The organism is Paenibacillus pectinilyticus, from assembly GCF_001700435.1.
In the GTDB taxonomy this organism is placed as follows: domain Bacteria; phylum Bacillota; class Bacilli; order Paenibacillales; family NBRC-103111; genus Paenibacillus_E; species Paenibacillus_E pectinilyticus.
This window is the reverse complement of record NZ_LYPC01000030.1, coordinates 275,542-290,812: the sequence shown is the minus strand read 5'-3', so window position 1 is coordinate 290,812 and position 15,271 is coordinate 275,542. Positions and strand designations below refer to the sequence as shown.

Genomic DNA, 15,271 nt, shown 5'->3' with positions numbered 1-15,271 from the left:
TCTAATTTCACCTGCCACATATAGACCTTAAGATCAACTTTCACCTCCTTTCCTTGAGACTCCCATGTCTCTTGCTGGTTTTTAACCTTTGATACCCGAAGATAAAATCCCCTCAATAAGAAAACGCTGCAAAGAGAAGAACAACACAACAATGGGCAAGATGGCTACGATGGAACCTGCCATAACCATTTGGAATTCCGCCGAGTGCTCACTCATAAAGCTGGTAATGCCAAGCTGCAGCACCCAGAGCGATTTATCATTCGTTACGATAAGCGGCCACACATAGTTGTTCCAGTTCCAAATGAAAACGAGAAGTCCTACCGTGGTGAAGATTGGCTTCGACGTTGGCACGATGAGTCGAAAGAAAATACCGATCAGTCCAAGACCATCAATCCGCCCTGCTTCTTCCAGTTCTTTAGGGAAATTCATATAGAATTGTCGCAGCAGGAAAATGGAGAAGGGATGAGCGATGGCGATAACAACAATACCCCAAAGATTATTGATTAACCCGAGCTGCCGAATAACCATGAACAGCGGAATCATATACGTGGCGAACGGAATCATCATAGATCCAAGCACGAACATGAATATGATATTCCGGCCCGGAAATGTCAGTCTTGCTAGTGCATATGCAGCCATCGAATTCACGAGCAGCGAAAGCAGGACGATGGCAACGGTAACGAAGATCGTATTTTTCAAGTACACATCAAAATGAAAAGAGTTGAACAATTTCGTGAAATTGTCAAAGTGCATCTGTTGCGGAATAAACCTTGGTGGATACTGATTGAAGTCATTTTGTGACTTCAGTGAGCCTGACACCATCCATAACGTTGGCACCAGGGAAACAATTGTGTAAAAGATGGCCAGCACAAGCAGGAATGGTTTTTTTTGTCTCATAGCTTCTCCTATTGATTCACTGATTTGTTGACTCGGAATACCTTCACTTGGATAAGCGTTAGCACGAAGACGAGCAGGAACAGCAAGAACGATATCGCTGAAGCATAGCCAAGACGCAACTCGCCAAAGCCCAGATTGTAAATATAAAGCACAGTAATTTCAGTCGCCCTCGCCGGCCCACCCTTCGTCATAATAAGGAACAGGTCAAAGTATTGGAAGGCATTGATAATGTTGACGATAAACACAAATGTCATCGAGTTCTTCATCTGCGGCACCGTAATATGCCAGAATGAATGCCACCGATTAGCCCCGTCGATATGCGCAGCCTCATAAAAATCAACAGGGATGTCGAGTAGACCTGACAGCATAATAAGCATGTAGAAGCCGATAGACGTCCAGAAAAACACGTTGATGAGTCCAAACCATGAACCACCGGTCGTTCCCAGCCATGAGACGGGTTCAAAACCTAGGAAACTGATCAGATAGTTCATCAACCCCGAAGGAGCCGAATCCAGAATGAAGCGGAAAATAAGTACGCTGATAACCGTAGAAACGAGATTCGGGAAGAAGAAAAGCGTACGGAAAAAGTTACTCGACCTGCCAATGTGACGCACTAGCAGCGCGAGACCGAATGAGAAAATAAAAACGAGTGGCACGACGATCGACGCATACATGACAGAGCGCCATAAGGATCTCCAGAAATAAGTATCATCGAAAAGTCGCGTATAGTTGCCGAACCCAATAAATTTTCTTCCCCCGAGTAAGTTCCAATCATGCAAGCTGACAAAGAAAGCGTACATGGACGGGAAGAAGACGAATGCAAGCAGCAGCAGTACGGCTGGTGACATAAATAAGTAAGCGATCCATTGCTCCCTACCCAATTTGTTCATGCTATCCCTCTATTCTATTTCATAAGCAAAGCGCGGCGTTTCACCGCACCTGCTTACGCATTTGAAGATTTATTTGGCAAGCGTTTCTTTCACTTTTTTATCTGTATCTTTCACAATCGTATCGATACTGCGGTCCATAGAAAATAGTGCGTCTTGCACGGCGTCGTTCGTAGCTGTTACGATTTCTGGAGGCAGTGATAAATCCTTACGTCCTAATGGAACGACCGTATCCACCCAATCTTTGTAAATTGGTTTGCTGTAAATATCCTTCTTCGCATCCAAGACGGATTTGCGGGGCGCAAGGTGGAAACCGCCTATGGTGTTGAACTGCCCCATCCGATCCGTCCCCTCAAGCCAGAACCAGCGGATGGCTTCTTTCGCTTCTGCTTGATGACCCTTGGAGCTGACAACCATGTTCCAGCCGCCGAGTGTTGAGGTCTGTTTGCCTTGTGCATCTACAGCTGGGTATGGTACTAAGCCAATATTCTTGCCTGATTTTTCAATTGTTGGTGTAGCCCAAATACCAGAAAGCTGCATGGCCGTTTTGCCGCTGAGTAAGTAGTTAATATCCCAGCTGTCCGTCTGCAGCGTCGTGTAGATCGATCCGTCCTTCGCCAAATCGCGATACAATTGCAAGGCTTTACGTGTAGCATCGCTATCGTACGTCGACTTCTTGCCGCTTTCGTCAAGCACATTGCCGCCTGCAGCCCATAAGAAAGGCCAGAACTCATAATTCTCATAGCCCCCGCGAATCGGGCTAAGCGTGAAACCTTTGCGTTCCGGTGTGGTCAGCTTCTTAGCCGCATCGCGCAGCTCATCCCATGTCTTCGGAGGCTGAATATTCGCAGCCTTGAGTACATCCTTGTCATAGTACAAACCAATCGCGTCAATGATGAAAGGCATCCCATATAATTTTCCATTATATGTATTTCCCGCTAATGCTTTTTCGTTGAAATCTTTACGAACATCTCCGGCGATAAGATCATCCAGTGGAGCAGCAATGCCTGAGCTTACATACTTAGAGAAGTCCGAAGCATCCATTTCAAAAAAGTCCGGTCCCGCTCCGCTTGCAAATGCCGTACTGAGCTTGGAATAATAATCCGCAACTCCGCCTGCAACGATCGTGGTCTCCAACTTAATCTTGCTTTGGCTTTTATTGAAATCGGCCGTCCAGTTATTGAGGAAATCCACCGCCTCTTTCTCGCCATATTGATGATACCAAGCTTTAACGACGACTGGATTGCCTGAACTGCTTTCAGCTGGTTTGCTTGTATCCGATGTTGAACTCGTGCTTGTGCTGCTGCAACCGCTTGATACGATCATCATGCCGAGAATGGCGGCCATACTCGTTTTGGACCAATTCTTTGTTCTCATTGAAACGTTCACTCCCCTTATATGGTTATATGGATGACACGGCAAGAAGCTTGAAAAACAAAGTAGAATGGCTGTCATTCAAGCCGTATGCTAAGCCTGTATTCATCGTAGTATGAATGATGGACTCTCACAAGACACATAATTATTGGAAAAAATCCTTAAATTCACGCACTTGCTTCTGGTTATTGATCCCTATTTATAGAAAATGGTACAATTAGAGCGCTTCCAAATTTTGCATGCAGAGCAGGTGATTTTCATAGCTAATTTATTTTCATCCTATCTTCCCTGGAAGCAATTACGCCATCAACTCTCCCTGGGAGGGATAGTCCTCGTACTCCTTTCAATGGCCATTATTACCTATGCAACGATTCGGCAATCAACCCGTGTGATTGAACACAATTCATACCATTACATCAATCTGGCGCTGAATCAAACGGATCAGAACTTGCAACGCATCCTTCAGGTTGCTCATGATACGACGAACAAAGCCATCAATAATAAGTTGCTTCAGAAAACATTGATCGAATCTAAGCGTAATGGGGCTATGGATCCACTTACGTTCAGTTCCATTCGTGACTCCCTTAACACCGCGTTTGTAGATACGAACGTTATTTCCTATATGGAACTCCATTCTTTAACTGCCGAAACCGTCTCCTCAGGCATCTGCTTTCAAACCATTATGAGGGATGCTATGCGACGTGGCTCTGAAACGTTACAAGGTGCAACCTATTGGTCCATCACGGAAGATCAGCTTTGCCAAATCAGTACCCCCTACACGTTGACCGGTACACGAGCAGTCGTCAATTTGCTCAATCCCAATGAAATCCTCGGTTACTTGACCTACACCATTAATTTAAACTTCCTTACCGATATTCTTCATCGAGATAAAGATTCTTCATCCACTGTGATGATGCTTATAAGTGAAAACGGCGAGCCCATTATGAATCATTTAAGCGAAGAAGATCATACACATATGAAAGCACTTTTCACCAGTCATCCATCGATATATGATGAGCTTCGTAAGCGCCATAGTTACAACGACCAAGGCTACTTATTCACTTCATACGAAGATGTTTATACCCACTGGCTGCTTGTAGCAATTACACCTCAGCTTGAGCTAACAAGAGGTTTGAATGAGATTTATATTACGAGCCTATGGGTTGGCGGTGGACTCATCGTAGCAACGATCATTTTCTCCACACTGTTTGCATCGTTTCTGACGAAGCCCCTTCGTGATATCATCAGCAAGATGAAATTGGTTGCTTTCGGAAATTTTAAGGTAAAGGTGGAACCCCAACGCTATTTCAATCAAGAAAGCGAGCAACTCGCACTGCATTTTACCTATATGGTGGAAAATTTTCGTTACTTGGTGCAGGAGGTGTATGAGAAGCAGGATCTTGAGCGCAAAGCCACGCTACGAGCGCTGCAAGCGCAAGTGAATCCTCACTTTCTGTATAACACACTCGACAATATTTTTTGGGGATTGGAATCAGAAGGCGGTTCCAAAACATCACAAGTCATTCTTGATTTATCGCAAATGCTGCGGTATGCCCTGAATCCTAATTCTTCGATGACAACGTTGGAAGAGGAACTGTGGCATATCAAACGCTATATCTCGATTATTCAATACAGATACCCTGGGCGCTTTCAAACCCATATCCATGTCCCGGAGGAGCTGCTCTGTTGCCAAATACCGCGCCTGCTTATCCAGCCTATCGTCGAGAACGCGATCACCTACGGCATTGAACCGAAAAAATCGGCCAAAGAGCTTCGCATTGAGGCTACTGAAAGTCAGGGTATCGTTACTCTCACTATTTCTGACGATGGCGCCGGTATTCCGGAGGAAAAGCTGAAAGTACTCCTCAAAAAAAGACGAGCAACGGGCGAGCAACAGAGTGACAAAGGTCTTGGGATACTCAACGTACATGAAAGACTTGCGCTTCACTACGGTGACACATTTGGTGTGCAAATTTCAAGTGAAGTCGGTGTAGGTACACAAATTACGATGAAGTTCCCTAGCTTAATACATAAAGGAGATGAAGCAACAGGATGAACCCATCAAGAATTGTCCTTATCGATGATGAAATCAACATCCGGGAAGGTTTGCGACGCATTATCGATCGATCGCCATCGTTCCAAGTCGTGGCTGATTTTCCTGACGGCGGGGAAGCGCTAGAATGGTTAGAAAGAAACACCACGGACATCGTACTTTCTGACATCCGTATGCCAGGTATAGACGGTATAGAGGTGTGCAGTACCATAACCAACAAATGGCCGCAAATCAAAGTCATATTACTCACAGGGCATGCAGAATTCAATTATGCTTATTCCGCGATAAAGGCCGGCGTTCTCGATTACATTTTAAAGCCATGTGATCCAAAAATGATTATCGAAACCTTGGAGCGAGCCGCTAAAGCCGCTGTAGTGGCTGCAGCCAAGGTTAATGCTGATGACACTGCTGGTGAGAGCACATCGGGTGCCACATACAGCATTCAATCTACCAACCCTTGGATTCTAACGGCGGTGCAGTACATTGAGGCCAACTACGAAAAAGAGCTCTCCGTTCCCGACATCGCAAGTCGAGTTCATTTGAGCTCTTCCTATTTCAGCACAGTATTCAAGGAAGAAACGGGTCATAGTCTAAGTCATTTTATCCATTTGGTGCGCATTGAACGCAGTAAATATTTGCTCTCCGACTTACAATACAAAAGCTATGAGGTGGCGGAGCTTGTGGGGTATAAAACATTTCGTCACTTTAATGAGATATTTAAGATGATCGTTGGACAGACGCCGTCGGAGTACCGCCGCACCCTCGGCCCGCGTGTCGCGACTTCATGATGCTTACTGTGTGCCCTCCCTGTCCTCACGATGACAGTGAGGGCATTTCTTCAATCTTGCAGCAGCGCAGTGCGCCCGCCATCCACCACATAGGTGGCACCGGAAGCAAAGGACGCATACGAACTGGCCAAGAACGCGCAAAAGGCGCCAATCTCCTCGGGCGTACCTAAGCGCCCAACGGGATGCCGTTGCACGGTCTGCGCTCGTTCTGCTTGCGGATCGGGGAACGATTGAAACCAGCCATCATTGCCAGGCGTGTCTATGAACCCTGGGGCGATCCCAACCGTGCGAATGGCAGGTCCCCATTCGATAGCAAGGCTGCGAACGAGTCCGGTCAATGCCGTCTTGGCTACATTGTATGGAAAGCATCCTGGAATGGTTGCGATTGCATGATTGGACGTCATAATGACGATAACGCCATTGGTGCTTCGTTCCAGATAGGGCTTGCAGCTTTGGCTCATCATCCAGTGGGATTTCAGATTGAGATCCATGTTGCGCTGCCACGCGTCAGTATCACAGTCAGCAGCCTCACGAAATACGTTAGCTCCCGCATTTGAAACAAGAATATCAATACCTCCGAAATACTGAACAGTCATCTGCACAAAACGATGAACGGATTCGTCATCCGTAATGTCCAGTGCGGTAAACAAGATCATTTTACCTGATGTCATTTGCTCCAATTGGAATTGTTCCCACGCTGGACTGCTTTCTCGTGCACATGCAGCCACATGAGCACCCGCTTGTGCCATCATGCGCGCTACTCCTAGGCCAATCCCCCCTGATGCACCAGTAACAATCGCAACTTGGCCGCTCAGATCAATGTTTAGTGCCATTGTAAGTCTCCCCGTTTGCCAGAATGCTAACCACTTGCTTTATTCAATCCAACTACCACGCCTGTACACATCGTAATATGGATGATCAATGCCAACAAGTGACGTAATTGTTTGAAAAAATCCTTGAATTCACAAAAAGACGGCATTCCATTCAGTATTGAAATGAATGCCGTCTTGTGGATGAGTCTTCCCATTATCTATGCAATAGTGAACCAAATTCTGCTAAGAACTGCTGAATGAGTTCCAAATCATCTTGACTTAATGGATATGAAGGTTTTCTACAATAATCCGTTTTGATCAAACCTCTTTGTTGTAGGATGTTCTTCTCCACTTGAATGATGTATTCGCAATCTTTCATCCAGCATGAAATATAGACGAGCAATTTCTGATGAAGTTGTCTCGCTTCAATCTCCAAACCTTCTTTAGATAAGCGATAAATTTCAACGTAAATTTCAGCAAACGAACAGCCCGGCATGACGCCGCTACCGCCCGCCTTCATAACGTCCAGCATATATAATCCGGCATAGCCGTTCATAATAATTGCTTGATGCCGCTCTTGCAGAATACCATTTATGGTGTCCATCGGCGGATTGGACTCGATTTTGAAAACAACATTCGGATACGCATCGTAGATCTCAATTAACTCGTCGATGGCAATCTCCACGTTCGTTTCCGACGGCGCATATTGCACAAGCACAGGAATGGTTACAGCGCTTAATACAGCCCGGATATGTTCTTTAATGGCCTCCATGCTAGGATGAAGAAAGAAAGGAGGTAACAGCATTAACGCATCTGCTCCAATTGCTTGGTATTCCTTCGCACGTTTAACGGCCACTTCCGTGCTGTGATCAGTAACCGAGAGAACGCTGCGCACACCTGTGCCTTTCAGCTCATGAACAAATACAGCAGCCAATTCTTTTCGTTCAAAATCTGTGAACTTATAGAACTCACTCGCAATCCCGAACATCGTCAAACCCTGAATACCGGACTTTGACAGATGGCCAATTAAAGCACGGAAATCCGCCCAATCGATTTCCCCGTCCGTCTGGAATGGCGGAGCCATGATTGGATATACACCGTTAATGTCCACTTGATCCTGTTCCTTCCTATTGTTCATTTCCTGGCCTCCTGAATGAGATGTGCGAACTGCCTTGCGGTATGTGTCAATTCCTCATATCGTCCAGCCTCTATAGCATCCTTCTTCACTAACGAACCGCCGAGCCCAATAGCAACAGCCCCATTTCGAATAAACTGTGCTGCATTATCCAAGGTCACTCCGCCAGTTGGCATCATGGGAATATGCCCTAGAGGTCCTTGAAGCTCCTTGATATAATCAGTTCCCAATGCATTCCCAGGAAAAATTTTGATTAAATCAGCGCCCGCCTCATAAGCGGTTACAATTTCAGTTGGCGTCATGACGCCAGGTATGGATATTTTCCCAAGAGCGTTCGTCACTCGAATCGTTTCTAGATCCAAGATGGGGGCAAAAATAAAATCCGCCCCTGCTTGAATCGCTAGTTTAGCCGTCTCTGCATCGAATACCGTGCCCGCTCCTACCAACGTACGCCCGCCAAAATTATTTTTCAAACTGGCAATCATTTCGAAAACACCTGGCGTGTCTACAGTAATCTCCAACGCGCCTACGCCTCCTTCAATCAGCGCATGCGCGATATGCTGAATATCTTGCGGCCGGGGACGGCGAATCACAGCAACCATTCCTGACTCTTTGAGTTTCTCTACATTAGCCAATTTATTCATTGACGCTTCGCAGCCTCCTACCTAGATACATCTTGCGTTGACGAGCTCCTTGACATAAATTGCTCAACTTCCTCAATCTTTGGCAATCCTTCACTGTCTCCATTAACACCGACAACCAAAGCGCCAATGGCATTTGCTCGTCTAACAACCTTCGGTAAGGGTTCATCACGAAGAAGTCCGCTAAGGATACCTGCACTAAAGCCATCTCCTGCCCCAACCGGATCTACGACTTCCTGTACCAAAAAGCCCGGAACAACCCCATTTTCGTCCTCGTTTTGGTAGAAAGCGCCTTCTTTACCCAGCTTCATAATGACGGTCTTGCCGCCTTTCGTCAGCTTAGTTGCAATGGCTTCACGCGTATGCTCACCCGTTAAGAACATTCCCTCATCCATACCGGGGAGAATTATATGGGACTTTTGAGCAATATCGGATAACACCCTTCTCGCCTCATCCTCGTGCCAGAGCTTCAATCGCAGGTTAGGGTCAAATACAATCGTCACTCCGTTGGAACCCGCAATCTCTATTGCTGCATATACGGTTTCTCTGCAAGATTTGCTTAATGCAGGCGTTATCCCTGTTATGTGCAAATATTTAGCACGCAAAATGTAATCTTCATCTAGATCTTCGGGTTGCAGCATACTTGCTGCAGAGTGTCGGCGGTAGTAATAAATTCTTACATCGCCAGAACTCCTTTTTTCTTTGAAAAAAAGCCCAGTTGGCGCTTCTTCCGAGTATGTACAGCGGGAAACGTCGATGCCTTCACCTTGTATGGATTTGTAAATGAATTCACCAAAAGGGTCACGTCCTAGTTTACTGAACCATCCTACCGAATGACCCAATCTGCTCACACCGATGGCGACATTGGATTCCGCACCCGCCATTTGTCTATAGTATTGATTTTCGTACGCTAACGGCAGCATTCTGGCCGGAGTGAACAAGACCATGGACTCCCCAAAAGTAACCACATCCATTGATTTCATAAGCTGACACCTTCTTCTGTTCAATCAAACTCATACACTTATCGGTTACACTGTTACACGTAGAATTCTGGTCTTGCTTCGCGAATTCCTGGGTGGGCTTCCATGACTTCCTCAACCAAATCGACACCTAATCCCGGACGCTTCGATAATACGAGATGTCCTTGCTTCACTTCAATTGGATGATCAATGACTTCATCTCGCCAAGGAACATCATTGAACATAAACTCTTGACGGAAGAAGTTAGGCACCGAAGCACAGACATGCGCACTTGCCAAGGTGGAAAGCGGTCCATTCGGGTTATGCGGCGCTAGCAGTACATTATACGCTTCTGCCATCGTAGCCATCCGTTTCATTTCAGACGGTCCGCCGCAGCGTGTAATGTCTGGCATAATAATGTCAACCAGTTGTTTCTCAAGAATCTGACGAATCCCATATCGGGTATAATGACGCTCTCCCACACAAATGGACACTCTTGGATTCAGTCGATCACGAACCGCTTTTAAGGTATCTGCGCTTTCAGGTCCCACAGGTTCCTCATACCATGTAATATCTAACTCTGCTAATTTATCTGCCATTGTAATCGCTGTCTTAAAGTTGAGCATGGCATGGGTTTCAATCATCATATCCATATCAGAACCAATCGCATCTCGAACGGCCTTCGTTACGTCATAAGCTCTTTGTTGAAATTCTGGCGTCAGAGACAAATTACTGGACAAGTCTTCTCCATATAAATAATTCGTATGCGCGAATGGATCGAACTTCAGTCCGCCGAAGCCTGCTTCTTTTACTTTACGGGCTTGTTCTGCGTAATCGATGGCGTTATGACCGCCGCCAGTAAACCAGTAGTTGGCATAGAGCGGGATCTCCGTGCGGAACGCGCCGCCAAGCAGTTCGTAACATGGAACGCCTAATACTTTTCCTTTCAAATCGAGCAAAGCCATATCAATGCCGCTGATCGCACACATGCTTGCTCCGTATGGTCCAACCCAGTTCAAATCCCGATATAATTTCGTCCAGATAAAATCCGTTCTCATCGGATCAAGACCAATGATTCGTTCACCCACATGCTTAGCTGCTGCTTCAACAATGGGACTTCCCGGCCAGTTCGTTGCTTCTCCGACCCCTGTATAACCTTCGTCGGTATAAATTTTGATCATTGTCCAATTGTACTTAATGCCTTCAACCAACCATACTTTCACGTCTGTAATTTTCATAGGATAACCTCCGCTTGAATAAATAATAGATCATATCTTAATGATGTAATGATATGATCTATTTAAACGAATGTCAATCCTGATATTTGATGATTTGAGGAAAATCCCTGCGATATACTTAAAAATGATTAAAAACTATCTATTTTGGTTATAATTAATGATAAATTCATCATATCTATATCTCTAGGATTGCTAAAATCTTCGTACTTATCATTGTTGATGATACGCTTTACCAAGAAGATCATATGTATGTCTCTTTTTTTTCATGGTGATCTGAGCTATGCTAGAAGAAAATCTCGAGCCTATGGAACAAAGAAAGGTCTATTAACCTATGAAAACGATGGCATATGAAACTGCAATACAAGCAATTAAGGAAAAAATAAAGTCTGGCGAATGGAAAGCTGGAGATCGGCTGCCAACCGTACAACAATTAGCCATAGAACTTTCTCTCGGTATCTCTACGGTTCGGGAAGCCTTACGTATTCTAGAAAACCAACGTATTGTCAGCATTGAACATGGCCGAGGCATGTATTTGCGCAATGATCCTTTATTACTTGAAGACCCCACAACAACACTAGAACAGCTTGGGAATATTTCATTAGTCTCATTACTTGAGGCAAGACTGCTCATTGAGCCAGAACTCGCAGCGCTATGCGCTAAGCATGCCACGGATTCGCAAATCCAACAGTTACGGTACCTTGCGGACCAAATGGTTGTACAAATGCAAAAAGGGGGAGATTTCTTCGAAACCGATATGACCTTCCACCAGCTCATTGCAGAAGGGTCCAATAATCCGGTCCTGATCAGAATGATGTCCATGATAGCCCCCATTTCTGTTGAAGCAAGAAAACAAACCAATACTATCCCTAATATGCGTACAAAAGCATCGAACTACCACATTTTAATAGCAATCGCTATAGAAGAGCGTCATGCCGAACAAGCAAAATTGTTAATGGAAGCACATATTCGGGAAATGCTGCGCATGTTTATCCAGTAGGGAGGAACGACATGTACAAACCGCCAGGGATGATCCCTGACGGTTGTTTCTGATTGGAGATACCTTTTTAAGATCACATCGTCATTAAATGGATACTTTTATATGAAGCGCATTGTGTTTAATACAATCATTAATTCGTATACTCAAAAGCATCTACAGCCCCATATGTCCCACTAGAAGCAGGATTCTTCGTCCCTTTGACCACAACTTTAATCGTATGCGAAGCATTCGTTAACCCTGTCTTCGTATACGCCACTACTTGCTTGGTGACAGTTGACGCATACAGATCAATATTGCCTTGATCGAGCACCCCGTCTATGTACACATCCACAATGCCCATGTTTGGTTGCGTCATACTGATAAACTTGACCGAAGTCCCCGTAAACGTGAACTGCGCGTAAGCCCCTGCTGCCCCTGAATATTTCTCCGTCCCCAAATAATCGGCGGCTCCGCTATAGGTCGACCATGCACCGCTATACGTCACGCTCGAATCCTGATCGTCCACCTTAACCGTCGTAGTCACCGGGATCACATATTCGAACGCATCCACAGCTGCATAAGTGCCGCTGGAAGCAGGATTTTTCGTCCCTTTGTTTACGACTTTAATCGTATGCGAGGCATTGGACAGACCTGTCTTGGTGTATACCACTGCTTGTTTGATCGCGCTCGGCGCATACATATCCACATTAGCTTGATCGAGCACGCCGTCCACATACACATCCACAATCCCCATATTCGGCTGCTTCATACTAATGAACTTAATCGAAGTCCCCGTAAACGTAAACTGTGCATAGTCTCCTGCTGTCCCCGAATATTTCTCTGTACCCAGGTAATCGGAGGCATGGTTATAAGTCGACCATGTGCCGCTGTACGTCACGCTGGCATCTCTGTCGTCTACCTTTACAATCGTAGGACTAGGTGGAATCGCGGTTATTGTGTACGTCGATCCTACCGTAGTATTGAACTCAATCTGGTTATTGTCGACTACCGTGTAAGTAACAGGAGTGCCGCTCTGATCCACCACGCTAGCACCATTAATATTCAAATAAGAAAGCTTCGCTCTTGTTCCATCGAGTGATTTGACCTGTATACTCGTCGCCCGAGATTGCGACCAAGATACGCCAACTTCAAATCCACCTCGCGCTTTTATGCCAGAGAAACTTCCAGTTGTCCAAGAGGAAGGTAATGCCGGTAAAATATCAATATTATCTAGATGACTTTGTACAAACAATTCTGGATAATAAGCACCTTTCACTTGCCATTCGTTCACATATTGACCTGTCGGGTAAACGTCTGCAACGGAGATAGCCTTATCCCCCTCATTTAGACGCGCCCACATATAGGCACTATCTGGATGATATCCACCCGTTCCTCGATCGGTCAGCGATACTTTAACGGCATCAAATAGCGTAGGCGTGTCTCTCTTTGTAATTTGATCGAGAAAACCAACGCCAATTAAATGGGAAGCATGACGGTGACTTGGGTCTGAATTGACATAGTCATTATTCCACTCCTTAAGTTCTCCGTTGCTTGCAATCTGATAAGGAAGCAACAAAGGCAGGGCAGTTTGGATACGACCTCGTAAATCAACATCTGAAGGAGAATTCGCACCCAATATATTTCCCGCTTCAAGGATATTTTCAAACAACTCTCGAATTACCGTCATATCGATCGTAGAACCTTGACTAACTGCAATATGTGTTCCATCTGACAATACATACTTCGCTTCGGGAGATGTGGAAGGCGATGTAACGAGATAACCATCTTTATTCGTAACAAGAAGATCCAAAGCAAATTCTGCAGATCCCTTCATGAGAGGAAATGCTGTATTACGAAGGAACGATATGTCATGTGTAAACCGATAATGGTCATACACGTTGAACATAAGCCACATGCCACCCGTTGGCCAAATAGCCCATTCATTGTCCCCAGCACTAAGTTCTGTTTTGGCCCAAACATCGGATGCGTGCGGCACCATCCAACCGTCAAACCCAAAATCTGATTGTGCAGTTTTCGCTCCGTTTATAGCTAGATTTTTAATATACTTCCAAAGTGGATCGCCATTTTCAGAAAGATTTCCAGTCTCAATTAACCCGTACATCTTCTCTACATTTTCATTGAAAAAATGTGCCCCATAGGAAGTAGGCCTCCACTCTTTCTGCCACATGCCATTCTCGTTAAAAGGGCGGTCAAACGTATTCTCTCTGGAAGCGGCTATGGATACATAACGGGCGTATTGGTAAGTTAATGTGTAAGGCCTAGAACTACCCGAGTTGCCGTTAACCTCCGTCCACAACCTGCGGAACAAGCTCCGGTAATCCGTCTGATGGGCATCCAGAAGCTGTGTATAGGTTTTGGCAAAAGCTGCATTCATAATCCCATTTACGATCGGGGTAGGCAGATTACCGCCTTGACTTGGATTCGGATTCGTGAACGGATCCTTGTAACTTGTCGCGTCTGCATATAGCAATTCGATTACCGTAGCACCCGAAATGTTTAAATTACCACCCGTTGCGGTTATGGTTCCTCCCGTCGTTCTCACTCGAAGACGAGCATCAAACGTCATGCCTCTCCCTGTTGCCCACTGACTTGCGTACTCATCGTAGGGAGCTGTTCCTGTCATCTGGATCTCGTTTCCAGATGAGGATACCGTCCCATGCGTGTTCATTTCTGCCGGAAGCGTCATCTTAGCAGTCATACTCATCGGCAGGCCACCGTCATTGGTCATGCGTATGACCATAACGCGGTCCGGGTTACTGGCGAATACTTCGCGTGTGTACGTCGTGTTCCCCACTTTATACTTCGTCGTAACCATCGACTTATCCAGATGCAGCTCTCGATTATAGTCCGTATATCCCGTTGTATTCGGGACATCCAGAACGATCCTGCCAATCGGCAGAAATTCAGCCAATTGCGTGGATCCCCACATACCCGTTGCCGCTGTCTCAGCTGCCTTCAATTTATCCTCGCGATAGGTCACTGTCGTTGCTGTATCCGCTTGAGCCAACAAACTTCTCGTCGTATTCAGAGCGGTTTGACGAGCTGGCACATAATTATTAAAAGGTTCGCCAGAATGAAACGTTTTGTCACTAAGTTGAAGAATTTCCGAAGCGACACCGCCCGAAACTTTAGCGCCGAAGTATCCATTCCCAACGGGTGCTCCGTTAAAATCATTCCCGCTGGCCGGCGTTGTCCAATTAAATTTCAAATCATCCCAATTGCCCGTTTTCAGGACAGGGATCTCTGTGCCCCCTGCTTCCGTAGCCGATACCCGTGAGATGGAAGGAACCCCCGATGCCAATAGTGCTGTGGCCACCAGGGAAAACAAGGCAGTCGTTGCTGCCATTTTTCTTAATTTGCGAATTTTCATCAACTATACGTCTCCTTCAAGATTTGAATACGCTTCCATTAGTGCATAACTATCCACACTCAGCCACCAACATACCTAAAACCCCTACCTATAAGTTCGTATTTGTGTTGCATTCAACAG

Annotated in this window: 12 protein-coding genes; 3 read left to right on the top strand and 9 right to left on the bottom strand. The window is 45.6% G+C overall.

The window, feature by feature from the left end; translation table 11 throughout:
- Positions 1 to 81: 81 nt before the first annotated feature.
- The 3 genes from A8709_RS33035 to A8709_RS33025 form a co-directional block, all read right to left on the bottom strand.
- Complete coding sequence (locus A8709_RS33035) at positions 82 to 897, bottom strand: carbohydrate ABC transporter permease (RefSeq protein WP_065859324.1); 816 nt, start codon at positions 895 to 897, stop codon at positions 82 to 84.
- A gap of 8 nt (positions 898 to 905) precedes the next feature.
- Positions 906 to 1,787: a carbohydrate ABC transporter permease gene (locus A8709_RS33030; protein WP_065859322.1), complete on the bottom strand. Its 882-nt coding sequence runs from the start codon at positions 1,785 to 1,787 to the stop codon at positions 906 to 908.
- A gap of 69 nt (positions 1,788 to 1,856) precedes the next feature.
- Entirely contained in the window at positions 1,857 to 3,161 is a 1,305-nt protein-coding gene (locus A8709_RS33025; RefSeq protein ID WP_065859320.1) for an ABC transporter substrate-binding protein, read from the bottom strand.
- A gap of 343 nt (positions 3,162 to 3,504) precedes the next feature.
- On the opposite strand from A8709_RS33025, the gene A8709_RS33020 reads away from it, so the two are divergent.
- The gene (locus tag A8709_RS33020) at positions 3,505 to 5,214 is read left to right on the top strand and encodes a cache domain-containing sensor histidine kinase (protein WP_065859318.1); all 1,710 of its coding nucleotides are present in this window, start codon (positions 3,505 to 3,507) and stop codon (positions 5,212 to 5,214) included.
- Positions 5,211 to 5,999, top strand: coding sequence for a response regulator (locus tag A8709_RS33015; RefSeq protein ID WP_065859316.1), 789 nt, complete (start codon positions 5,211 to 5,213; stop codon positions 5,997 to 5,999). The genes A8709_RS33020 and A8709_RS33015 overlap by 4 nt, the downstream gene beginning before the upstream one ends.
- 50 nt (positions 6,000 to 6,049) lie before the next feature.
- Here the strand turns inward: A8709_RS33015 and A8709_RS33010 are convergent, their stop codons facing one another.
- The 5 genes from A8709_RS33010 to A8709_RS32990 form a co-directional block, all read right to left on the bottom strand.
- The gene (locus A8709_RS33010; RefSeq protein WP_065859314.1) at positions 6,050 to 6,832 is read right to left on the bottom strand and encodes an SDR family NAD(P)-dependent oxidoreductase; all 783 of its coding nucleotides are present in this window, start codon (positions 6,830 to 6,832) and stop codon (positions 6,050 to 6,052) included.
- Between the two features lie 193 nt (positions 6,833 to 7,025).
- Positions 7,026 to 7,949, bottom strand: a complete 924-nt coding sequence (locus A8709_RS33005; protein WP_065859312.1) for a dihydrodipicolinate synthase family protein — start codon at positions 7,947 to 7,949, stop codon at positions 7,026 to 7,028.
- Positions 7,946 to 8,590, bottom strand: a complete 645-nt coding sequence (locus A8709_RS33000; RefSeq protein ID WP_065859310.1) for a bifunctional 4-hydroxy-2-oxoglutarate aldolase/2-dehydro-3-deoxy-phosphogluconate aldolase — start codon at positions 8,588 to 8,590, stop codon at positions 7,946 to 7,948. The genes A8709_RS33005 and A8709_RS33000 overlap by 4 nt, the downstream gene beginning before the upstream one ends.
- Before the next feature lie 17 nt (positions 8,591 to 8,607).
- Positions 8,608 to 9,570: a sugar kinase gene (locus A8709_RS32995; RefSeq protein ID WP_065859308.1), complete on the bottom strand. Its 963-nt coding sequence runs from the start codon at positions 9,568 to 9,570 to the stop codon at positions 8,608 to 8,610.
- 53 nt (positions 9,571 to 9,623) lie between these two features.
- A complete protein-coding gene (locus tag A8709_RS32990) occupies positions 9,624 to 10,784 on the bottom strand; it encodes a mandelate racemase/muconate lactonizing enzyme family protein (RefSeq protein ID WP_065859306.1) in 1,161 nt (386 codons plus the stop codon).
- 331 nt (positions 10,785 to 11,115) lie between these two features.
- Here A8709_RS32990 and A8709_RS32985 point away from each other — a divergent pair, with 331 nt between their 5' ends.
- Positions 11,116 to 11,781, top strand: a complete 666-nt coding sequence (locus A8709_RS32985; protein WP_065859304.1) for a FadR/GntR family transcriptional regulator — start codon at positions 11,116 to 11,118, stop codon at positions 11,779 to 11,781.
- 130 nt (positions 11,782 to 11,911) lie between these two features.
- Here the strand turns inward: A8709_RS32985 and A8709_RS32980 are convergent, their stop codons facing one another.
- Positions 11,912 to 15,151, bottom strand: coding sequence for a glycoside hydrolase family 95 protein (locus tag A8709_RS32980; RefSeq protein WP_065859302.1), 3,240 nt, complete (start codon positions 15,149 to 15,151; stop codon positions 11,912 to 11,914).
- Positions 15,152 to 15,271 lie beyond the last annotated feature (120 nt).

What these genes read in the sequence shown, in the direction of transcription:
- A8709_RS33035 (WP_065859324.1), bottom strand. Translation starts at nt 897, where the DNA reads ATGAGACAAAAAAAACCATTCCTGCTTGTGCTGGCCATCTTTTACACA.
- A8709_RS33030 (WP_065859322.1), bottom strand. Translation starts at nt 1,787, where the DNA reads ATGAACAAATTGGGTAGGGAGCAATGGATCGCTTACTTATTTATGTCA.
- A8709_RS33025 (WP_065859320.1), bottom strand. Translation starts at nt 3,161, where the DNA reads ATGAGAACAAAGAATTGGTCCAAAACGAGTATGGCCGCCATTCTCGGC.
- A8709_RS33020 (WP_065859318.1), top strand. Translation starts at nt 3,505, where the DNA reads ATGGCCATTATTACCTATGCAACGATTCGGCAATCAACCCGTGTGATT.
- A8709_RS33015 (WP_065859316.1), top strand. Translation starts at nt 5,211, where the DNA reads ATGAACCCATCAAGAATTGTCCTTATCGATGATGAAATCAACATCCGG.
- A8709_RS33010 (WP_065859314.1), bottom strand. Translation starts at nt 6,832, where the DNA reads ATGGCACTAAACATTGATCTGAGCGGCCAAGTTGCGATTGTTACTGGT.
- A8709_RS33005 (WP_065859312.1), bottom strand. Translation starts at nt 7,949, where the DNA reads ATGAACAATAGGAAGGAACAGGATCAAGTGGACATTAACGGTGTATAT.
- A8709_RS33000 (WP_065859310.1), bottom strand. Translation starts at nt 8,590, where the DNA reads ATGAATAAATTGGCTAATGTAGAGAAACTCAAAGAGTCAGGAATGGTT.
- A8709_RS32995 (WP_065859308.1), bottom strand. Translation starts at nt 9,570, where the DNA reads ATGAAATCAATGGATGTGGTTACTTTTGGGGAGTCCATGGTCTTGTTC.
- A8709_RS32990 (WP_065859306.1), bottom strand. Translation starts at nt 10,784, where the DNA reads ATGAAAATTACAGACGTGAAAGTATGGTTGGTTGAAGGCATTAAGTAC.
- A8709_RS32985 (WP_065859304.1), top strand. Translation starts at nt 11,116, where the DNA reads ATGAAAACGATGGCATATGAAACTGCAATACAAGCAATTAAGGAAAAA.
- A8709_RS32980 (WP_065859302.1), bottom strand. Translation starts at nt 15,151, where the DNA reads ATGAAAATTCGCAAATTAAGAAAAATGGCAGCAACGACTGCCTTGTTT.